A 20,444-nucleotide genomic window follows, 5' to 3' on the forward strand; every position below is an offset into this window, starting at 1 on the left:
TCCATCTGCTCGTCCGTCAGCCAGAAAAGATTGCTCATCATCAACCCCGTCAGTCTGGAGCCTTGAATCACCCGGCGGCGGCAGCTTCAAGCAGATCAATGGGTCCTGACCCTAGCTGACGGCTGGCCTTCACACCATCGCCGACGGCGTTTCTGTCAATGTCGTAGCCCCACGCAGGCCCCGCGAGGTCAAGTGCTGCTGAGAGGTGCGATAGGTAGTTCTGGACGGTCGATGGCGCGCGGCCCTCTGAGAGCGTCCTGGCAAACGTTGCGATATCCTCGGAGCATAGCTCATCGGACCGGATGTCGGATATTGAGAAATCCCGCTCGATCGATCGGAGCACCTGAGCTTTGGTCTTGCCTATACCGTCTCGCTTCTCAGAGACATACCTTCTGCCGATTTCGCCAATAGTGCCGGTTCTGACCTTCGCCGCCGCCAGCCCGCCCGGCGCCTTCAGTTCCTTTTCGCGTTTCTTTAGCCAAGAAGCGGCGGTAGTCCTTCGGTCGAAGCTGGAGGACTCCTGATGGACGATCTTGCTGCCTTGCTTTATGACGATCTGCGCCCGGTATAAAGCTGTGCCGTCCTTACGTCTGCGTTCGATGATGGTGCCCACGTGCGGTAGTCCTTGCGCAGAATTCAGTAGTCCTATGGACTACTCAACATGCGGGATGATGTGAAATAGCCCGGCATGATGCTGAACGATGCAAGCGAGATATGACGGAAGTGACTGGAATAATTGTTATAACCGACATTCTCCGTGCCGCGCGTCTGTCCGTCGCTCCGATGATGGACTGGACGGATCGGCATTGCCGCCACTTCCACCGCCAGATCAGCGTTGAGGCGCTGCTTTATACCGAAATGGTCACGGCGCCGGCGGTGATCCACGGCGACCGCGAGCGGCTGCTCGGGTTCGACGCCACCGAAAGGCCGGTGGCTTTGCAACTGGGCGGCTCGGAGCCGGACGAGCTGGCAGAGGCGACCCGGATTGCCGCCGGTTTCGGCTATGACGAGATCAACCTCAACGTCGGCTGCCCGTCGGACCGGGTGCAGTCGGGCTGTTTCGGCGCGGTGCTGATGGAGCGGCCCGGCCTCGTGGCAGACTGCGTCGCCGCGATGATCGCGGCGAGCCCGGTCGAGGTCACGGTGAAATGCCGGATCGGCGTCGATGAGCAGGTGCCCGAGGAGGTGCTGCCGGCCTTTCTCGAAACCGTCTCTGCCGCCGGCGTCAGCCGCTTCGCGATCCATGCCCGGAAGGCCTGGCTGAAGGGGCTGAGCCCGAAGGAGAACCGGGACATTCCGCCGCTGAACTATCCGCTCGTTGCCGAGATGAAGCGCGCATTCCCGCATCTTCACGTCTCGGTCAATGGCGGTATCACCTCGCTCGATCACGCGGAGGCATTCCTGGCCGACGGGCTCGACGGCGTGATGATCGGGCGGTCGGCCTATCACGAACCCTACGAGGTGCTGGGCGAGGCCGACGCGCGGATCTTCGGCGCGGGGCCGGGACCCAGTCGGCACGAGGTGGTGGAGCGAATGCGCCCCTATATCGCGCGGCATCTGGAAGCCGGCGGCAAGCTGCACCAGATCACGCGGCACATGCTCGGGCTCTTTCACGGCCAGCCCGGCGCGCGGGCCTGGCGGCGGATCCTGTCGGAGCGCGCCAACGCGCCCGGGGCCGGTCTCGACGTGATCGACGCGGCGCTGGCGCCGCTAAACGATCTTGCTGCCTGAGTTCCGGCGCGAGCCCGCTGGCGTTCGCCCGCGCCCCGCGCTATCCCGCAAGGGCGCGTTTGGGAAGGGAAGCTCATGCCGCTCATGTCCGATCTCCTGCCGATGCTGGCGCTGCTTCTTGCGATCGGGGCGTTTGCCGGGGTGATCGCCGGGCTTCTTGGCGTCGGTGGCGGCATCGTGCTCGTGCCGGCCTTCTTCTACGCCTTCACCGGGCTCGATTACGGCGGGCCGGACGTGATGCAGGTCTGCCTCGCGACCTCGCTCGCGACCATCATCGTGACCTCGACCCGCTCGGTCCTGGCGCATCACCGCAAGGGCGCGGTCGACTGGGCGATCCTGAAGGGCTGGGCGCCCGGGATCGCCATCGGCGCGGTACTCGGCGTGCTCGCCGTGGCGCAGCTCAGGACGCCGGCGTTGCAGGCGATCTTCGGGACGCTGGCGCTCGTGGTGGCCTTCTATCTCGGCTTCGGGCGGGCGGACTGGCGGCTCGCGCCGGCGATGCCGTTAGGCGGGAGGCGCGCGGTTCTCTCGCCGGCGGTGGGGTTCCTGTCGGTGCTGATGGGGATCGGCGGCGGCTCGTTCGGCGTGCCGCTTATGAGCCTCCACGGGGTGCCGATCCATCGCGCGGTGGCGACGGCGGCGGGGTTCGGCGTCGTGATCGCGGTGCCCTCGGTGGCCGGGTTCCTTTTGACCGGGGTGGATGGCGCGCCGCCCTACACGGTGGGGGCGGTCAACCTTCCGGCCTTCGTCACGATCATCGCGATGACGCTGATCACCACGCCCTGGGGGGTGAAGCTCGCCCACGCGATGGACCCGAAGCCCTTGCGGCGCGTTTTCGCGGCTTTCCTCGCGCTCGTCGCGCTCAACATGCTGAGGAAGGCGGCCGGATGGTAGCGGGATTCGCGGCGCGCGGCTGGGCAAGGTTTCCGACCGATCCGGCGCTTGCCCGCTGGGCCGAGGCGGCGCTGCCGGCCGCGCGGCGGGCGCTCGCCGAAGCCACCGAGGCGCTGCGCTGCGGCGGCACCTGGGATGTCGGGCTGGAGGCGCTGCCGAACGACGCCGAGGGCGCGGTCGCGGGCGTGCCGCTGGCGGGCGCCGCCATCGACGCGGTCGAGACCCTGGCGGGACGGCTTCAGCTTCACCGCGCGCAGCTCTCGACCGTCCATCCCGGCTATCCGCGCCCCTGGGTCGAGGAGGGCGAGGCCGCCTTCCGCTACAGGCTCTTGCGCGACGCGGCTCACGTGGACGGCCTGCTGCCCGTCGGCTCCGAGCGGCGTCGGATGATCCGCGAACCGCATGCCTGGATCCTCGGCCTGCCGCTAACCCGAACCGCGCCGGGCGCGAGCCCGCCGGTCGTCTGGGAGGGCAGCCACCACATCATGTCACGGGCGTTTTCCGAGGCGCTCGCCGGGCATCCGCTGAGCCGTTGGGCCGAGGTCGACGTCACCGAGGCCTACCACGCCGCCCGGCGCGAGGTCTTCGCCGTGTGCGATCGGGTCGTGCTTCATGCCGAGCCGGGCGAGGCGGTGCTGATCCATCGCCTTGCGCTCCACGGCATCAGCCCCTGGACGGAGGCCGCAGAGGCCCCTCCGGAGGGCCGCATCATCGCCTATTTCCGCCCCGAACTGCCCGGCGGCATTGCCGACTGGCTGACGGTCTGACGCCTGAAGGCTCAGTCCCTGCCGCCCGTCCGCGCCGCCCGTCCGCCGCGCCTTTGCCGCAGTCGCGGCTGGCGCGCAGGCAGATCGGCCATGATCGCGCGCCGCTCCTCGGGGGTCATCCGCCCCCAGCGGCCGATCTCGTCGATCGAGCGCAGGCAGCCGACGCAGAGCCGTTCCACGGGGTGGATCGTGCAGATCTTCACGCAGGGGCTGTCGATCTCCTGCCGCTTCCAGACCTCGTCCGTCATCCCTGCCGCCTCATGTGCCCGATCCTGTCCAACGCTCCCTGCAGGATATACCCCGCCGCGACGTGGTCGATCACCTCCGAGCGACGCTTGCGCGTCGTATCTGCCTCAAGAAGCGCCCGTTCCGCCGCCACGGTGGACAGCCGCTCGTCCCAAAAGCCGATCGCGAGGTCGGTGAGGCGGCTGAGGTTGCGCGCGAAGGCGCGGGTCGACTGGCAGCGCGGACCCTCGCTGCCGTCCATGTTGAAGGGCAGGCCGAGCACGATCCCGCCGATCTCGCGCTTCTCGCAGATTGCCAGAAGCGCGGCTGCGTCGAGCGTGAACTTCTTGCGCCGGATCGTCTCCAGCGGCGTCGCCACCGAAAGCCGGCGGTCCGAGACGGCGACGCCGATGGTCTTCTCGCCAAGATCGAGGCCCGCGAGCGCGCGATCGCGCGGTAGCGCCGCGACGAAGCTGTCCAAAGCGTCGTGGATCACTCTGCGACCCCCGCCTGACGTGCGGCGGCCCGCACGGTTTCCAGATCCGCCTCGTGGCCGGCGAATACAGACTGCGCGTCGGTCCAGACCGCCTTGGCGCGCTCGGTTTCTCCCAGGACCCCGAGCGAGGTGATGAGCCGCGCCCAGTCCTCGGCCGGCCCGCCCTCGCTGGAGAGACGCTCGGCAAGGCCGTCGACCATGCCGCGGATCATGTCGAGGCGCTCCTCCTGGCTCATCCCGGCCGCTGCCGCAACGTCGCCGGCATCCGGGCCGGAAGCCGCCGGGGCAGGGGGCGTGTAGCGGACACCGGCTGCGGCGGCCAGCATCTCGATCTGTGCCCGGATCGGCGCGATCCACGGCGCGTCTTCCGGTCCGGCTTCGAGCAGGGCCTTCCAGAACTGGAACGCCCGGTCGGGGCGTCCGGTCTGCGCCCACATCAGCCCGGTATAGAACCGCGCGGTCGGGTTGCCGGGATCGAGCCGCAACGCCTCGTTCAGCGCGGCCTCCGCCTCGGGCGACACATAGCCGCCGGTCGCGAGCACGTAGCTGTCGGCGAGGGTCGCGTGATCGTTGGCTGTCGCTGCATCGCCGGCAAGCGCGATGACGCGCGCCTGCGCCTCGGCGGCGGCGGTATGGTTGCCAAGGGCCGCCTCGTTGCGGGCGAGCAGCCGCTGCCCGGTGATGTCGCCGGGATTCGCCGCCACCGCGGTCCGGAGCCGCTCCATCAACTCGGCGTAGGAAGCTTCGGGCGTTGGCGGCGTGGGTATTTGCGCGGTCTCGACGGCCTCGGCCTGCGAGGGGCGGTCCTCATGGAAGATCGCCGCGCGCTCGATCCTTTGGCCGATCGGCAGGTCGGGATAGCCCGGAGCGCCGATCGAGAGGTACAGCGCGAAGGCGCCCGCGAGGGCGACGGCGATGCCGAGTGCGGGCAGGGCGACCGATCCGCGCGCCACGCGGGCCGGGCCGGCGCTCCGGTCGGAATCGAGAATCCGCCGCGAGATCTCGATGCGCACCCGCTCCGCCTCCGCCGCGTCAACGACGCCGCGGGCAAGATCGCGCTCCACCTCGGCCAGCTGGTCACGGTAGACGCCGATGTCGGCATTGGCGGAGACCGTCTGGCCGCCTTGGGCCAGCGAGCGCAGAAGCGCCGCGCCGACGGCGGCGGAAAGGGCGAGCGACACGATCCAGAAGAGCATTTTGCCTCCGAAGTTCCGCCTTCATCTAAGCCTTTCGGTGCCCTGCCGAAAGGGAAAAGCCCGGCTCGGGGGCGGCGCGATTGTCGCAGATAACGGCTCATGTCGCATTTTTCCCAATAGCGACGCTTGCCAGCCTGTCGCTTTTCGCCCTGCGTTTAAGCAGGCGCCGTGGGTGGATACGCTGCCCGAAGGGGGATTCGACATGGCCATGAAACGCTACTCGGCTTTTGCAGTCGCTCGCCACGCGATGAGCTATCATCTCGGCTGGGAGCGTGCATGGGGTTCGCCCGCGCCGAAAAAGAAATACGACGCGATCATCATCGGTGCCGGCGGCCACGGCCTCGCCTCGGCCTATTATCTCGGCAAGAACTACGGGATCACGAACGTCGCGATCATCGAGAAGGGCTGGCTCGGCGGCGGCAACACCGGCCGCAACACCACAATCATCCGCTCGAACTACCTGCAGGATCCCTCGGCCGCGATCTACGAAAAGGCGCGCTCGCTCTACGAGACGATGAGCCAGGACCTGAACTACAACGTCATGTTCTCCCCCCGCGGTCTCCTGATGCTCGGCCAGACCGAGCACGAGGTCCGCGGCTACAAGCGCACCGTCTACGCCAACAACCTCCAGGGCGTCGCGACCGAGTGGATATCGCCGCAGCGCGTGAAGGAGCTGGTGCCGATCATCAACATCGAGGGTCCCCGCTACCCGGTCCTCGGCGCGCTCTACCAGGCGCGTGGCGGCACTGCGCGGCACGACGCGGTGGCCTGGGGCTATGCCCGCGCCTGTTCGGCGATGGGCATGGACGTGATCCAGCAGTGCGAAGTGACGGGCGTGCGCACCGAAGGCGGCAAGGTCGTCGGCATCGACACCTCTAAGGGCGCGATCGACTGCGACAAGCTCGGCATGGTCGTCGCCGGCCATTCCTCGGTCCTCGCCGAGATGGCGGGCTTCCGTCTGCCGATTGAATCGCTGGCACTCCAGGCGCTCGTCTCCGAGCCGATCAAGCCCTGCATGGACGTGGTCGTGATGGCCAATACGGTGCACGGCTACATGTCGCAGTCCGACAAGGGCGAGATGGTGATCGGCGGCGGCACCGACGGATTCAACAACTACACCCAGCGCGGCTCCTTCCACCACATCGAGGAAACCGTCCGTGCGCTGGTCGAGACCTTCCCGATGATCTCGCGCCTGAAGATGCTGCGCCAGTGGGGCGGCATCGTCGACATGACCGGCGACCGCTCGCCGCTGATCTCCAAGACCCCGGTCTCGGGCATCTTCGTCAACTGCGGCTGGGGCACCGGCGGCTTCAAGTCGATCCCGGGCTCGGGCTGGGCGATGGCGGAGCTCATGGCCCGCGGCCACTCGCCCTTGGCCGAGGAATTCTCCATGTACCGCTTCCGCGAAGGCAAGTTCATCGATGAAAGCGTCGCTGCTGGGGTGGCGCATTGATGCGGAACACTGGGAACACAAGCGGCATCTTCTGCGTTGGCAAGGCTGATACCATTGCCAAGGAGCTGAAGACATGGCGAATTCATCGCAGACAGGCAGCAGCGCCAACATCGCCTTCATCGTGGGCGGGCTGGTCGTCGCTGTCGGAATTCTCGCGTATTTCATTTTCGGCGGCGATGCCCCGCCGGCCGCGACCAGCAGCCCGGATGCAGGCTCGACAAGTGTCACCATCGACAACTCGACCGACGTCGCTCCGGAGCCGGACGCTGCAGCGCCTGCCGATGGCGACGCTGCCCCGGCGGATTCGGGCCAGAGCAACTAACGCGACACGACCGATTCACGACTTCCAGGGTGGGTGCCATTCGGCGCCCGCCCTTTTCATGTCCGGAGGCCAGACATGCTGACCCTTGAATGCCCCTATTGCGGCGTGAAAGCCGAGGAAACCGAGCTCCAGGCCGGCGGCGAGGCGCATCTGAAGCGCTTCGGGCCGGGCTCTTCCGACGACGAATTCGAAGGCTACCTGTTCCTTCGCAAGAACCCCAAGGGCGTGCATTTCGAGCGCTGGCGGCATGCCTATGGCTGCGGCAAGTGGTTCCTCGCCGCCCGCTGCACCGCGACGCTCGAGGTGTTCGGCACCTACAGCGCGCAGACCAAGGAGCCGCCTGCGGACCTGCAGGCAAAGATCAAGGCGAAACGCCCGGACTGGGAGGGCTACAAATGAGCACGCGTCTTCAGAAAGGCGGCCGCCTGATCGACCGCTCGAAGGCCCTGTCCTTCACGTTCAACGGCAAGCGCATGAAGGGCTTTGCCGGTGACACGCTGGCCTCGGCGCTTCTCGGTGCCGACCAGATGATGGTCGGCCGCTCGTTCAAGTACCACCGCCCGCGCGGCGTTGTCGCGTCGGGCGCCGAGGAGCCGAACGCGCTCGTCGGCCTCGGGACCGGCGGCCGGTTCGAACCGAACCAGCGCACCACGACGACCGAGCTTTTCGACGGCGCGGTCACGGCCAGCCAGAACCACTGGCCGAGCCTCGAGTTCGACATCGGCGCGATCAACGACAAGTTCTACCGGTTCCTTCCGGCGGGCTTCTACTACAAGACCTTCATGTTCCCGCGCTTCGCGTGGAAGCACGTCTTCGAGCCGATCGTCCGCCAGTCGGCCGGTCTCGGCAAAGTGCCGCAGAACCGCGACGAGGACCGTTACGAATATGCCTATGCCTTCGCCGATCTGGTGATCGTCGGCGGTGGCATTGCCGGCCTTGCCGCGGCCCTTGCCGCCGGCAAGCAGGGCAAGCGCGTCTGGCTCATCGAGCAGACCGCCCATTGGGGCGGCCGCGCCGTCGTCGACGGTGTCCAGATCGAGGGCACGGATGCCGGCGCCTGGGTGAAGGAAGCCGTCCAAGCGCTTGAGAAGATGGAGAATGTCACGCTCCGCACCCGTACGATGGCCTCCGGTCTCTACGACCACGGCTATCTCATGGCCTATGAACGCATCGCCGACCATACGCCGGGCGACGGCCGTCCGCGCCACCGCCTCTGGCGGATGCGCGCCGGCCATATCGTCACCGCGACGGGCGCGATCGAGCGGCCGCTCTCCTTCGCGGGCAACGACATTCCGGGCGTCATGCTGGCTTCGGCCGTGCGCGATTACGTCGTCAACTGGGCGGTCAGCCCCGGTGACCGCACCGTGATCGTGACCAACAACGACGATGCCTACCGCACCGCGCTCGCGCTGCTCGACGCGGGCCTCGTGGTGCCGGCCGTGATCGACGCGCGCCCCGAAGCCAAGGGCGAGCTGCCGCAGGCGGTGCGCGCCCGCGGCGTCCGCGTGCTCGAAGGCCACGGCATTGCCAAGGTCAAGGGCGGCAAGCGCGTCACCGGGGTTGCGACCTGCATCCAGGCCGGCGAGGGCGCCGAACTGGAGCAGATCGCCTGCGACGCCGTGGCGATGTCCGGCGGCTGGTCGCCGGTCGTCCATCTCTGGTCGCATTGCGGCGGCAAGCTGATCTGGGACGACAAGCTGGCGATGTTCCGCCCCGACCCGAAGCGTCCGGCGACGGGCGAGGACGGCGCGGCGATGGTGACGGCGGTGGGCTCGGCCAACGGAATCCTCGCGGCGCAGGACGTGCTCGCGGACGCGCATCAGGCTGTCGGTGGCAAGGGCACGGCGCCCGGCGCCGTCTCCGAGGCGGAAGAACCGCTGATCCCGGTCTGGATCATGCCGCAGGGCGCAGGCCCCGCGCTGCGCTTCAAGATGTGGCTCGACCCGCAGAACGACGTGAAGGTGTCGGACGTCCAGCTCGCCGCCCGCGAGGGTTACGAGTCGGTCGAGCACACCAAGCGCTACACCACGCTCGGCATGGCGACCGACCAGGGCAAGATCTCCAACATCAACGGTCTGGCGATCCTCTCGGACTCGCTCAACCGCGCGATCCCGGAGACCGGCACCACGACCTTCCGCCCGCCCTACACGCCGATCTCGATGGGCGCGATCGCGGGCGAGGCGCGCGGCGAGATCTTCCAGCCGCTGCGCAAGACGCCGATGCACGAATGGCACGAGACCCACGGCGCCCATTGGGAGCCGGTCGGTCTCTGGCGCCGTCCGTATTGCTTCCTGCGCTCGGGCGAGGGCGTCCACGACGCGGTCAACCGCGAGATCCGGCAGGTCCGGAACTCGGTCGGCCTTCTCGACGCCTCGACACTCGGCAAGATCCTCGTGAAGGGGCCGGACGCGGGCAAGTTCCTCGACATGCTCTACACCAACATGATGTCGACGCTGCCGGTGGGCAAATGCCGCTACGGTCTGATGTGCAACGAGAACGGGTTCCTCTCGGATGACGGCGTCGTCGTGCGCCTGACCGAGGACACCTGGCTCTGCCACACCACGACCGGGGGTGCGGACCGAATCCACGGCTGGATGGAAGACTGGCTCCAGTGCGAGTGGTGGGACTTCAAGGTCTATACCGCCAACGTCACCGAACAGTATGCCCAGGTGGCAATTGCGGGCCCGAACGCCCGGAAACTGCTCGAGAAACTCGGCGGCATGGATCTCTCGAAGGAGGCGCTGCCGTTCATGGAATGGCGTGAGGGCGTGCTCGGCGGGTTCCGCGCGCGGGTGCACCGGATCTCGTTCTCGGGCGAGCTTTCCTTCGAAGTCGCGGTTCCGGCGTCGGAAGGCCGCGCCTTCTGGGACGCGCTGATCGCGGCCGGCGAGGAGTTCGGCGTGATGCCCTACGGCACCGAGGCGATGCACATCATGCGGGCCGAGAAGGGCTTCATCATGATCGGCGACGAGACCGACGGCACGGTGATACCGCAGGATCTCAACCTGCAGTGGGCGATCTCGAAGAAGAAGGAAGACTACCTCGGCAAGCGCGCCCAGGAACGCTCCTTCATGGCGAGCCCGGACCGGTGGAAGCTCGTCGGCCTCGAAACCCTCGACGGTTCGGTGATCCCGGACGGTGCCTATGCCGTTGCCGAGGGCTACAATGCCAACGGCCAGCGCAACATGCAGGGCCGGGTGACCTCGACCTACCATTCGCCGACCCTCAACAAGGGGATCGCGATGGGGCTCGTGAAGCACGGTCCCGACCGGATGGGCGAGGTGATCGAGTTCCCGGTGGACAATGGCAAGGTGGTCAAGGCGCGGATCGTCGATCCGGTCTTCTACGACAAGGATGGAGAAAAGCAGAATGTCTAAGGCAGTCAGCGCCTTGGGGGGCGTTTCTCACAAAGGTTTCGTAGAGGTTTCCGAGGCAGGCCTGCAGGGCATGATCACCGTTCGCGGTGACTTGTCCTCGGCCAAGATGAAGAAGGCGGTGAAGGCTGCGACCGGCACCGCCGTTCCGGAAGCCCGCCGGATCGTCATTGCCGGCGACAAGGCCGCGGCCTGGATGTCGCCGGACGAGCTTCTGATCCTGGTGCCCTACACCGAGGCAGTGGCCACGGTCGCGGCGCTCGAAGAGGCGCTTGCCGGTGAGCACCACATCGTCGCGGACGTTTCCGACGCCCGCGCGATGTTCCGCATCAAGGGCGCGAAGGCGAGCCAGGCGCTCTTGAAGCTCTGCCCGGTCGACTTCGAGACGCTGGCGGAGGGCGAGATCCGTCGCACCCGCGCGGCCCAGGTCGCCGCGGCGCTCTGGAAATCGGCCGAGGACGAGTTCAGCCTCGTCTCGTTCCGCTCCGCCGCGGGCTATGTGTTTGGCGCGCTGGAAGTGTCGGCCCGCACCGGCTCGGAGCCGTTCCCGGCGTAATCCTGACGCCCCCGGTCCTGAAAGGGAGCGGGGGCGGATCCCTTGTGGCGTCGAGGCGATGGACGCGGTGATCGTCCCGCGTGGCTCCAGACAAGAAAACGCCCCCCGGCTGTCCGGGGGGCGTTGTTTTTCGGGGTGCCGGAATTGTCTTCCGGAACGCCTGGCCTGGCGGCCTAGAATTCGAGCGATGCCCGGAGACCCAGCCGGTTCTCCTCTTCGCCATCGGCGGTGCTCAGGAACGAAAGGCCGGCGTCGAGGACCCAACTGGCGCCGGTTCCGAACGCCGAGCCGGCCGGGCGATAGATCACGCCGAGGGCGATGAGTTCGTCCGTCGCGTCGGGCTCGCCGAAGACCTCGGTCTTGCGGTTGGTATAGGTCGCGGTATAGGTCAGCGGTCCGGTTTCGATCGCCGCGGTTCCGGTGCTGAACAGCGCATCCTCGGGCGCGCTCTCGAAGTTGCGGAAATAGGCGACCTCTCCGAGCAGGACCAGATCGACTGCGTCCGACAGCGCGAAGCGCTTGTTGACCGCGCCGAGATAGCCGATCTCGTCCTCCGGAACGATCTCGTCCTCGATCTGCTCCTCGGTCTGTGCGCCGGCCTTCTGGTAACGCAGCCCGAAACGGCCGCCGGCATCGCCGTCCTCGAAACAGCTCGTGGCCTCGGCGCCGGAGCAGAAGTCGTAGAAGATCCCGGCCGAGCCGATCCCCTCGACATTGCCGGCTCCGCCATCGGCGAGCGTCAGACGTGGCCGCTGGGTGCCGATCGAACGGTTCAGGATCGTGCGGTCGGTCGTGAAGACGTTGACGGTCACCGCGTGCGACAGCGACGCCGCCTCGAAGGGCACGGTGGCCTGGACGCCCCAGCGCTCCTCGGCGTCGTAGTCGCTCACGATGTCGGTGCCGTAGAGGTCGCTGAGCGCCGCGCTGGCGAGGCTGAAATCGGGATCGAACTTGCCGAGCCTGAAGCTGAACGGATCGGCTTCGTACTGGCCGTAAATCTCGCCGAGAAAGGCGCCGGGACCATCCGACACGAAGCCGTCCTCGTCGGGGGCTTCGCTGATGTTCTCGGCGGTGATGGATCCGACGAAGCTCAATGCGTCGGTCGCCCGGAACAGGAGGTCGACGCTGAGGGTCGGTTCGAGCGTACTCGATGTACTGGGCGGCGGCGTGGCATCGAAGATCCAGTCGCCCTGCAACTCCAGCGTGAATGCGGTGTCCAGGCACGGTGCGGTGCACTCCTCGGCCGCCGCCGCCATCGTTGAGACGGCCAGCCCGATACCGGCAAGGCAGAACGTGCGGAGCAACCGAGATTCCGGTGCGTCTTCGTATTCAATTGTCATGGTCACCCTGGTCGCATCTATGCTGCTCGACGGGGACCAATCTGACACATGTCAGGTGAAATTGTGAACCATGTCGTGCTGATCGAACGCCGGTGCGCTCTATTCGCCACAAAGCGGCAGACTAACCATTAGGTTCCTACATCGGGACGCGGTCCGCGAGGTTCATCGCCGCCGGAAGAGCCTCCGGAGTTCAACTGAAAGCCCAGGAATCCTATTGATTAATAGGAGAATTTCCTGATCGTCCCGATGCGGCGATGCATTGAAATCGACGACTTTCCAAAGGCGGCGTTCGGTTCTTATCTCTAGATCTTTTGGGTAATTGCTGGCCGAAAAGGCTTATGAGACAATGCAATTTCAACGCTATTCATGTGCAAGTCATACATTTGTCAGGCCTTATTGATTGGCCGAGTGGGTTTGGGGGGGTCATGGGTGTTCGGTTTGGACTACTTGCAGGGTTCGCTTGTCTTTTCGTGACGCCGGTGGTGGCGGAAGTGGAACTGCTGGAAATTGATGCGAACAATTTCAGCGATCGTTCTCACGTCATCGACAACCGCTGGACGCCGCTGAGACCGGGCGAACGTATGTCCTACGAAGGGTGGACCGTCGACGATGCCGGCGAAAAGGTGAAGCATCTCTATGTCGCCACCGTGACCGACCTGACGAAGATGATCGCGGGAGTCCGCGTCCTCGTGCTCCTGGAGGAGGATTTCCAGGACGATACGCTGATCGAACAGGAGATCGCCTTCCGGGCGCAGGACAAGGACGGCAACGTCTGGCATGTCGGCGAACTGACCGAAGCCTTCGACGGCGACGACCTGATCGGCGCGAAATACTGGTTCCCCGGTGCCCCCGAAGGCGCCAGGGCAGGCATCAAGTTGGTGGCCGACCCCAAGGTCGGCGACCCTGAACTCTCGCAAGGTTACGCGCCGCCGCCGGTCAGTTGGACCGACAGTGGTCAGGTGACCGAAGCGGGTCTCGTGGTGTCGGTGCCCGCCGGCGAGTTCTCGGACGTGATCGCGATCGACGAGCACGATCAGGAGACCGAGGAGGGCATATTCCAGACCAAGTATTACGCGCCGGACGTCGGGCTCGTGAAGATCGGCTTCAAGGGCGACGATCCGAACAAGGAAGAACTTTTTCTGACCGAAGTGATTGATTTGGACGAAGCGGGAATGGAGCGCGCCAGAGAACTCGCGCTCGAAATCGACGGACGCGGCTATGGGTATGCCGCGACGACACCAGCACAACAAACCGAGGAATGAGCCGGTAGCGCCGGAAGAGCGCCGACCGGACGAAAAACGAGGAGGCCGAGCGAGCAGGTTGTAGCGACTGCTAATAGGAGGTTTTGACATGACGAGGATCCACGAGGCTGCCGTTCGATACCGGCTTTTGATTCTCGTGCTCGGTGTCGTCGCCATGGTGGCGGGCGCCATCGAGTTCCGGCGGATGTCGGTCAATTTGCTTCCCAACCTCTCGCCGACCATCGTCGAGGTGCAGACCGAGGCGCTTGGGCTGTCGGCTCAGGAAGTTGAGGCGATGATCACCGTTCCGCTCGAGGCCGACATGCTCAATGGTCTGCCTTGGGTCGACCGCATCGACTCGCGGTCGATCACGGGGCTGTCGTCGATCGAGATGGTGTTCGAACCGGGCACCGACCTGATGATCGCGCGCCAGATGGTCCAGGAGCGGTTGACGGCCGCCCACGCGCTGCCCAACGTCTCCAAGCCGCCGATCATGCGCCAGCCGGTCGCAACCGACGCGCGGGTCGTGCAGATCGGCTTGAGCTCGGAAACCCTCTCGCAGATCGACCTCTCGGTGCTTGCGCGCTGGACCATCCGGCCGCGGCTTTCCGGCGTTCCGGGTGTGGCGAACATCTCGATCTGGGGCGAACGCCAGCGCCAGATGCAGGTGATCGCGGATCCCGACGTGCTGTCGCAGAACGATGTGCTGCTCGAGGACATCATCCGGACATCGGGCAACTCGATGTGGGTGTCGCCGCTTTCGTATCTGGAAGCGTCGACGCCCGGCACCGGCGGGTTCATCGACACGCCGAACCAGCGACTCGGCATCCAGCACGTCTTTCCGATCGTGTCCCCCACGGACATGAAGGGGCTGCCGCTGACGGACAATCCCGCGATGGCGATCGGTGACGTCGCGGAGGTCGTCGAGGGGCACCAGCCGCTGATCGGCGACGCGCTGATCAACGGCAAGCCGGGACTCCTCATGGTTATCGAGAAGTTCCCCTGGGCCAGCACTGCCGAGGTGGCGCACGAAGTCGAACGCGCGATGGCCGGCATGAAACCGGGTCTGCCCGGCGTTGACGTGAACATGGACGTCTACAGCGCAGGCTTGATCGCCGAGCGCGCGGCCGACCGGATCCGGCTCGTGGCCGCGATCGGTGCGGCGGCTGCCCTCGCCGTGATCGCGCTCGTGTCGCGCGACTGGCGGTTCACTGCCGTCTCCGGCGTCACCGCAGGTGCTGCGGCGCTCATGTCGGTCTGGCTGCTCACCAGCATGGCCGGAGTGGTCAGCGGTGCAATGATGGCCGGGCTGTTCGCGGCGATCGGGATGATCCTTCACGACGCGCTTCAGGCCGCGGCTCCGGCCGGTGCCGAAGCGAGCGATCGCAAGCGAACGCTCATGGTCGTCACCACGCTCGCGGCGCTCCTCGCCGCGGTGCCGCTCATGTTCCTGGACGGTGTCAGCGGTGCCGTCGCAGCAGCATCGGTCTGGCCCTACATGGTCACGATCGCGCTGTCGCTCGTGGTGGCCCTGTTGGTGGCGCCGGCTCTCGGCACGCTGATCGGTGGCCGCGGGCTCGCCGCCGCGCCGGCCTTTACGGCCGGGGGCAGTGTCTCGCGTATGCCGGGACTCGCGCTCGTCGCGCTTCTGGTGGCCGGCGGAGCGGGTGTCGTCGCGACGGTCAACATGGCCGCGGCGCCGAACTTCCGCAACGAAAACGTGCTGGTCGAGTGGAACTCGGCGCCCGGTACGTCGCTCGAGGTCGTGATGGCGGAAGGCCAGGCACTGTCCGATACGCTGCTTGCGAGCGACATGGTCGCGCACGCGGCACTGCAGGTCGGCCGGGCCGAGATTTCGGACGAGGTTCTGAACGCGAACTCCGGTTCGTTGTGGCTGACGCTCGCCGATGGCGTGAACCCGGCCAAAGCAGAGCCCGAGATCGCCCGGATGGTGGAACAGGCCGGTCTTGCGGCTGCGGTCACGAGTTACCAGAACCGCCAGATCGCACGCGCGGCGCCGCCGACGGCGAACGCGGACCTGCTGGTTAGGGTCTATGGTCACGATTTCAACGAGTTGAACGCCAAGGCTCAGGAAGTCACTGATCGGCTGACCGCCATCGGCGGCATCAGCGGCGCCGAGTTGCGCCAGACCGATCTCGAGCAGGTGGTCGAAGTCGAAGTCGATCTGGACCGCGCCGCGAAATACGGTGCCAAGCCGGGCGACGTCCGTCGCGCGCTCTCGGCGCTGGTCGCCGGGATTCAGGTCGGCCAGTTCTTCGAGAACCAGAAGGTGTTCGACGTGGTGGTGTGGGGCGACGGAACCCATCGCGGTTCGGTCGAGGCTCTCCAGACCGCGCTGATCGACGTGCCTGCGGGCAAGGTCGCGCTGTCTGACCTGGCCGACGTTCGGATCGCGTCGACGCCGGCCTTCATCAACCGCTCGGCGGTGTCGCGCTTCGTCGAGATCGCCGTGACGGCGCCTTCGGCGAATGCGGCGCTGGTGCGCGAGGTCGAGGCCACGCTCGCGTCGATCGATTTTCCGCTCGAATACCATGCGGAAGTGGTCGGCGGGACCGCGCTCGCCTCGACGGGCGGCGGGATTCCGATCTGGCAGGTCGCTGTCGCGGCCTTGATCGGGATCGTGCTTCTGATGCAGGTCGCGCTTGACAGCTGGTCGCGCGCGGCGCTGGTGACGCTCTATGCGGCGTCGATCGGATCGGTCGCGGCGATTTCGGCCTTTGCGCTTGGTGTCTGGTCGGTGGCCGCGGCGATCGGCGCGGTGGCGGCGTTCGGCATCGGGCTCAGGGATGCGGCGACTGCGATGCGGTTCGATGCCCGCGATCCGGCGATGACGGCGCTCTTCACGGCCAAGGTGGCGACGATCGTGGCGCTTGCGCCGGCGATCCTGCTGTTCGCGCCGGGGCTGGAATTCGTCTGGCCGGCATCCGTGGCGTTGGTTGCGGGCCTGGTGGGTGCGGCTGCAATGGCGCGCTTCATCCTGCCGGCGCTCGCGGGCGCCCAGCCGGAAACGGCACTTGCTAGCGGAGGACAAGTCAATGCGTGATATCAGACACATACCGATGCTGTGCCTCGCCTTCGGTCTGACCTGTCCCGCGCCGCTTCTGGCGGCCGGTGGGGGCGGGGGCGGATATGTCTCCGACGCCCCGATCCCCTGGCACATGACGCAGGACGGCGAGGGACGCAATGTCATCGAGCTGATCCCGCATGCCGAGTTGCGGATCGGGCTGGAACTGACGGAAGTCACCGAACGGATGCCGCCGGAACCGCCGGCACAGGAGATCGTGGTCGCCTCGGCCGAGGAGCTCCAGACAGCGGCTGCAATCGAGGATCCGCCGGAGATCGTCAAGGTGCCGGTCCTGCCGCAGCTCACCGTGCCATACGGATCGCTGATCTACTGGGCCGACGGCACCACCTGGGTCTACGGCGAAAACGGGGCCGAACGGCACTATGTCCGCTTGCCAGTGAACGTCGATCGGATCGAGGGTGAAACGGTCTATCTGCGGTCGGGGCCGCCCGTCGGAACCCAGATCGTCGCGGTTGGCGCTGCCGAACTCTTCGGTGCCGAGACCGGCACCGGTCATTGAACGGAGGCGCGTGATGTTCAGGTTTCTGATCGAAGCAAGCATGCGCTTTCGCTATATTGTGATCGCGCTTGCGGCCATGCTGGTCATCTTCGGGGCGCAGCGGACCAACGATCTGAAGGTCGATGTGTTTCCCGAATTCGCGCCACCGCTGGTGGAGATCCAGACGCCCTCGCTCGGGCTGACGTCGATCGAGGTCGAGGAATATGTGACGATCCCGCTCGAGCAGGGTCTGGCCGGAATCGACGGGCTCGACATCATCCGGTCGAAATCGGCACCGCAACTGTCGTCGATCGTGATGATCTTCACGCGCGACACCGATCTTCTGCGCGCCCGTCAGCTGGTGCAGGAGCGGGTCAACGAGATCTCGCCGACGCTGCCGACCTGGTCGAGCCCGCCGGTGATCCTGCCGCCGCTCTCGGCGACGAGCCGGATCATGAAGATCGGCCTGTCCTCGGAGAAATACTCGCTGATCGACATGTCGATGACGACCTACTGGAAGATCCGCGAGCGGCTCCTGCGGGTGCCCGGCGTGGCCAACGTCGCGATCTGGGGCGAGCGGCTGGAGATGCTGCAGGTGCAGGTCGATCCCGCACGCCTTGCGGAAAACGGCGTGACTCTGGACACGGTGATGGAAAGCACCGCCGACGCGCTCGATGTCGGGCTGTTGCAGTATTCCGACGGCGCTCGTGTCGGCACCGGCGGTTTCATTGACACCGATACGAACCGCTATCCGATCCACCATGTGCTGCCGATCCACTCGATCGACGATCTGAAGAAGGTCAGTGTCACCGGCACCGACAAGACGCTGGCCGACGTGGCCGACGTCAAGATCGACCACCAGCCGCTGATCGGCGACGCGGTTATCAACGACGGGCCGGGGCTCCTCCTCATCGTCGAGAAGTTCCCCTGGGCCAACACGCTCGACGTGTCGCTGAAGATCGAGGAGGCGCTCGACAAGATGCGGCCGGGTCTGCAGGACATCGAGATCGACAGCGAGATTTTCCGTCCGGCGACCTTCATCGAGACCTCTATCGACAATCTTTCCAAGGCGCTTCTCGTGGCGGCGGTGCTGGTCACGCTGGTGCTCTGGGTGTTCCTCTTCGACTGGCGCATCGCGCTCATCTCGATCGTTGCCGTGCCGGTGTCGTTGCTTGGGGCGCTCCTGGTGCTCGACTGGCAGGGAATGACGATCAACACGATGGTGCTTGCGGGCTTTGCGATCGCGCTTGGCGCGGTGGTGGACGACGCAATCATCGACGTCGAGAACATCGTCCGACGATTGCGCGAAAACCGCGCAAAGCGGCTCGGCCGCTCTACCTTCCGGGTGATCCTTGAAGCGTCTCTCGAGATCCGGGCCGCGATCGTCTTCGCGACGGCGATCATCGTGCTGGCGGTCGTACCGGTCTTCTTCCTCGAAGGACTGTCGGGGTCGTTCTTCCGGCCGCTCGCCTGGTCCTACGCGGTCGCCTTGATGGCCTCGCTCGTCGTCGCGGTGACCATTACGCCGGCCCTGAGCTATGTGTTGCTCGGCAATCGCGACATCGGCGACAAGCCGGCGCCGCTGGCCCGGTTCCTGGTTGCGGGTTACCGCCGGATGCTGGATGCGATCTTCGCCGTCCCGCGCGTGACCGTCACGGCCTGCGTGGTGCTGCTCGGCGCCTGTTTTACGCTGTTGCCGTTCATGGGCCAGCAGCTCCTGCCCTCGTTCAAGGAGCGCGACTTCCTGATGCACTGGGTCACGGCACCCGGCGTCTCGCAGCCCGAGATGTACCGGATCACGGTCCAGGGCAGCAAGGAGTTGCGAGATATCGAGGGGGTGCGCAACTTCGGCGCCCATATCGGCCAGGCGCTCTACATGGACGAGGTCGTGGGCATGCATTTCGGCGAGAACTGGGTCTCGGTCGATCCCGCGGCGGACTATGACGCCACGCTCGACCGAATTCAGGAAGTGGTCGACGGCTATCCGGGGCTTTACCGGGACGTGCTGACCTATCTCAAGGAGCGCATCCGCGAGGTGCTGACCGGCGAGAGCGAGCCGATCGTCGTGCGCATCTTCGGTCCCGATTTCGAGGGGATCCGCGAACAGGCCGACCGCGTGGCCGAAGCGATCAGCGGTGTCGAGGGGCTCGTGGGGCTGCATGTCGGCCTGCAGAAGAATGTGCCGCAGATCGACATCCGGACCGACGTCGGGAAGGCGGCCGCCTATGGCCTGAAGCCGGGCGACGTGCGCCGCGCGGTCTCGACGATCATCTCGGGAATCGAGGCGGGCGACATCCATACCCATGCGCGCACCTATGACGTGCAGGTCTGGGGCACGCCGGAAGTCCGGGCGTCGCTGACGGATATCGAGAACATCCTGATCGACGCGCCGATCGGCGGGCAGGTGGCGCTGAAGGACGTGGCGGAAATCGCCGTCACGCCGACGCCCAACATCATCCAGCACGAGGATCTCTCGCGCTCGATCGAGGTTGGCGCCCATGTCTCGGGCCGCGATCTCGGCTCGGTCGCCTCCGAGGTGGAGGATATTGTCGAGGAGATGGAGTTCCCGCTCGGTTATCACTTCGAGATGCTGGGTGAGTTCGCGGAGCTGCAGGCCTCGCAGACCCGGCTCATCGCGGTGGAAATCGCGGTCGCGCTCGGGATCTTCGCGCTCCTGCACGCCTCGTTCCGCTCGATCCGCTACGCCGCGGTCGCCTTCGCAGCGATGCCGGCGGCGCTGGCCGGTGGCGTCGTCGCCGCCTGGCTCGGCGGCGGGATCTTCTCGCTCGGTTCGCTGGTCGGCTTCATCACCGTGCTCGGCATCGCCGCGCGGAACAACATCCTGATGATCAGCCATTGCCAGCGGCTCGGGGAGGAGGGCATGCCCTTCGGTCCCGCGCGGGTCAGCCAGGCCGCCTGCGAACGGCTGGCGCCGATCCTGATGACCGCGATCACGACCGGTGCGGCGCTTCTGCCTCTGGTCGTGGCGGGCGAGATACCGGGACACGAGATCGAGTTCCCGATGGCGGTGGTGATCCTCGGCGGGTTGGTCAGCTCGACGCTGGTCAACCTGCTGATCATGCCGGTGCTGATCTTGTGGTTCGGCGCCGCCGCCGAGCGGGAGACTGCCGCGGCCAGTGGCGAGGCGTCTGCCGGTGGGTGGGCCGGCGCTCACTGACGCTTCCGCCTCCCCGCGAAAGGAACGCCCCGGCGCATCGCGCCGGGGCGTTTCAGTTGAAGCTTGCGTGCAAGGTCTCGCGAGACC

General features: G+C 66.3%; 17 protein-coding genes. 12 read left to right on the top strand and 5 right to left on the bottom strand.

What is annotated here, in order from left to right; genetic code table 11:
* Positions 1-67: 67 nt before the first annotated feature.
* Complete coding sequence (locus OM960_RS05545; RefSeq protein WP_264771319.1) at positions 68-613, bottom strand: hypothetical protein; 546 nt, start codon at positions 611-613, stop codon at positions 68-70.
* A gap of 101 nt (positions 614-714) precedes the next feature.
* Between OM960_RS05545 and dusA the strand changes: the two genes are divergently transcribed.
* The 3 genes from dusA (at position 715) to OM960_RS05560 (ending at position 3,392) form a co-directional block, all read left to right on the top strand.
* The gene (gene dusA / locus OM960_RS05550; protein ID WP_290428564.1) at positions 715-1,731 is read left to right on the top strand and encodes a tRNA dihydrouridine(20/20a) synthase DusA; all 1,017 of its coding nucleotides are present in this window, start codon (positions 715-717) and stop codon (positions 1,729-1,731) included.
* Positions 1,732-1,806: 75 nt separating this feature from the next.
* Complete coding sequence (locus tag OM960_RS05555) at positions 1,807-2,625, top strand: sulfite exporter TauE/SafE family protein (RefSeq protein ID WP_264771320.1); 819 nt, start codon at positions 1,807-1,809, stop codon at positions 2,623-2,625.
* Complete coding sequence (locus OM960_RS05560) at positions 2,619-3,392, top strand: hypothetical protein (RefSeq protein WP_263332752.1); 774 nt, start codon at positions 2,619-2,621, stop codon at positions 3,390-3,392. The genes OM960_RS05555 and OM960_RS05560 overlap by 7 nt, the downstream gene beginning before the upstream one ends.
* A gap of 11 nt (positions 3,393-3,403) precedes the next feature.
* Here the strand turns inward: OM960_RS05560 and OM960_RS05565 are convergent, their stop codons facing one another.
* The 3 genes from OM960_RS05565 to ccmI are packed head-to-tail and all read right to left on the bottom strand — an operon-like array spanning position 3,404 to position 5,309.
* On the bottom strand, positions 3,404-3,640 hold the full coding sequence (locus OM960_RS05565; protein ID WP_263332755.1) for a DUF1289 domain-containing protein: 237 nt from the start codon (positions 3,638-3,640) through the stop codon (positions 3,404-3,406).
* Positions 3,637-4,113: a Holliday junction resolvase RuvX gene (ruvX, locus tag OM960_RS05570; RefSeq protein WP_263332757.1), complete on the bottom strand. Its 477-nt coding sequence runs from the start codon at positions 4,111-4,113 to the stop codon at positions 3,637-3,639. The genes OM960_RS05565 and ruvX overlap by 4 nt, the downstream gene beginning before the upstream one ends.
* Positions 4,110-5,309, bottom strand: a complete 1,200-nt coding sequence (gene ccmI, locus OM960_RS05575; RefSeq protein ID WP_264771321.1) for a c-type cytochrome biogenesis protein CcmI — start codon at positions 5,307-5,309, stop codon at positions 4,110-4,112. The genes ruvX and ccmI overlap by 4 nt, the downstream gene beginning before the upstream one ends.
* A gap of 208 nt (positions 5,310-5,517) precedes the next feature.
* Between ccmI and OM960_RS05580 the strand changes: the two genes are divergently transcribed.
* From OM960_RS05580 to OM960_RS05600, 5 genes are all read left to right on the top strand, one after another.
* The gene (locus tag OM960_RS05580) at positions 5,518-6,762 is read left to right on the top strand and encodes a sarcosine oxidase subunit beta family protein (protein ID WP_263333236.1); all 1,245 of its coding nucleotides are present in this window, start codon (positions 5,518-5,520) and stop codon (positions 6,760-6,762) included.
* Between the two features lie 73 nt (positions 6,763-6,835).
* Positions 6,836-7,084: a hypothetical protein gene (locus OM960_RS05585; RefSeq protein WP_263332761.1), complete on the top strand. Its 249-nt coding sequence runs from the start codon at positions 6,836-6,838 to the stop codon at positions 7,082-7,084.
* 75 nt (positions 7,085-7,159) lie between these two features.
* Positions 7,160-7,483: a sarcosine oxidase subunit delta gene (locus OM960_RS05590; protein WP_263332763.1), complete on the top strand. Its 324-nt coding sequence runs from the start codon at positions 7,160-7,162 to the stop codon at positions 7,481-7,483.
* A complete protein-coding gene (locus OM960_RS05595; RefSeq protein ID WP_264771322.1) occupies positions 7,480-10,461 on the top strand; it encodes a sarcosine oxidase subunit alpha family protein in 2,982 nt (993 codons plus the stop codon). Before OM960_RS05590 ends, OM960_RS05595 begins: the two co-directional genes overlap by 4 nt.
* Complete coding sequence (locus tag OM960_RS05600) at positions 10,454-11,014, top strand: sarcosine oxidase subunit gamma (protein ID WP_263332768.1); 561 nt, start codon at positions 10,454-10,456, stop codon at positions 11,012-11,014. Before OM960_RS05595 ends, OM960_RS05600 begins: the two co-directional genes overlap by 8 nt.
* Before the next feature lie 173 nt (positions 11,015-11,187).
* On the opposite strand, the gene OM960_RS05605 is transcribed toward OM960_RS05600, so the two are convergent.
* On the bottom strand, positions 11,188-12,318 hold the full coding sequence (locus OM960_RS05605) for a hypothetical protein (protein ID WP_264771323.1): 1,131 nt from the start codon (positions 12,316-12,318) through the stop codon (positions 11,188-11,190).
* Positions 12,319-12,824: 506 nt separating this feature from the next.
* On the opposite strand from OM960_RS05605, the gene OM960_RS05610 reads away from it, so the two are divergent.
* From OM960_RS05610 to OM960_RS05625, 4 genes are all read left to right on the top strand, one after another.
* Complete coding sequence (locus tag OM960_RS05610) at positions 12,825-13,616, top strand: hypothetical protein (RefSeq protein WP_264771324.1); 792 nt, start codon at positions 12,825-12,827, stop codon at positions 13,614-13,616.
* A gap of 88 nt (positions 13,617-13,704) precedes the next feature.
* Positions 13,705-16,659 carry an efflux RND transporter permease subunit gene (locus OM960_RS05615; RefSeq protein WP_264771325.1) on the top strand — a complete coding sequence of 985 codons (2,955 nt, stop codon included), beginning with the start codon at positions 13,705-13,707 and terminating at the stop codon, positions 16,657-16,659.
* A complete protein-coding gene (locus tag OM960_RS05620; protein WP_263332776.1) occupies positions 16,652-17,200 on the top strand; it encodes a hypothetical protein in 549 nt (182 codons plus the stop codon). The genes OM960_RS05615 and OM960_RS05620 overlap by 8 nt, the downstream gene beginning before the upstream one ends.
* Positions 17,201-17,213: 13 nt before the next feature.
* Positions 17,214-20,357 carry an efflux RND transporter permease subunit gene (locus OM960_RS05625; RefSeq protein ID WP_263332778.1) on the top strand — a complete coding sequence of 1,048 codons (3,144 nt, stop codon included), beginning with the start codon at positions 17,214-17,216 and terminating at the stop codon, positions 20,355-20,357.
* Positions 20,358-20,444: the final 87 nt, after the last annotated feature.

Origin of the sequence: Defluviimonas salinarum (genome assembly GCF_026013545.1) — a bacterium.
Taxonomy (GTDB): Bacteria; Pseudomonadota; Alphaproteobacteria; order Rhodobacterales; family Rhodobacteraceae; genus Albidovulum; species Albidovulum salinarum.

Bases quoted from the DNA above. Each gene is read 5' to 3' on its own strand.
- OM960_RS05590 (WP_263332763.1), top strand. From the start codon at position 7,160: ATGCTGACCCTTGAATGCCCCTATTGCGGCGTGAAAGCCGAGGAAACC.
- OM960_RS05580 (WP_263333236.1), top strand. From the start codon at position 5,518: ATGAAACGCTACTCGGCTTTTGCAGTCGCTCGCCACGCGATGAGCTAT.
- OM960_RS05560 (WP_263332752.1), top strand. From the start codon at position 2,619: ATGGTAGCGGGATTCGCGGCGCGCGGCTGGGCAAGGTTTCCGACCGAT.
- OM960_RS05600 (WP_263332768.1), top strand. From the start codon at position 10,454: ATGTCTAAGGCAGTCAGCGCCTTGGGGGGCGTTTCTCACAAAGGTTTC.
- OM960_RS05565 (WP_263332755.1), bottom strand. From the start codon at position 3,640: ATGACGGACGAGGTCTGGAAGCGGCAGGAGATCGACAGCCCCTGCGTG.
- OM960_RS05625 (WP_263332778.1), top strand. From the start codon at position 17,214: ATGTTCAGGTTTCTGATCGAAGCAAGCATGCGCTTTCGCTATATTGTG.
- OM960_RS05595 (WP_264771322.1), top strand. From the start codon at position 7,480: ATGAGCACGCGTCTTCAGAAAGGCGGCCGCCTGATCGACCGCTCGAAG.
- OM960_RS05555 (WP_264771320.1), top strand. From the start codon at position 1,807: ATGCCGCTCATGTCCGATCTCCTGCCGATGCTGGCGCTGCTTCTTGCG.
- ccmI (WP_264771321.1), bottom strand. From the start codon at position 5,309: ATGCTCTTCTGGATCGTGTCGCTCGCCCTTTCCGCCGCCGTCGGCGCG.
- dusA (WP_290428564.1), top strand. From the start codon at position 715: ATGACGGAAGTGACTGGAATAATTGTTATAACCGACATTCTCCGTGCC.
- OM960_RS05620 (WP_263332776.1), top strand. From the start codon at position 16,652: ATGCGTGATATCAGACACATACCGATGCTGTGCCTCGCCTTCGGTCTG.
- OM960_RS05585 (WP_263332761.1), top strand. From the start codon at position 6,836: ATGGCGAATTCATCGCAGACAGGCAGCAGCGCCAACATCGCCTTCATC.
- OM960_RS05615 (WP_264771325.1), top strand. From the start codon at position 13,705: ATGACGAGGATCCACGAGGCTGCCGTTCGATACCGGCTTTTGATTCTC.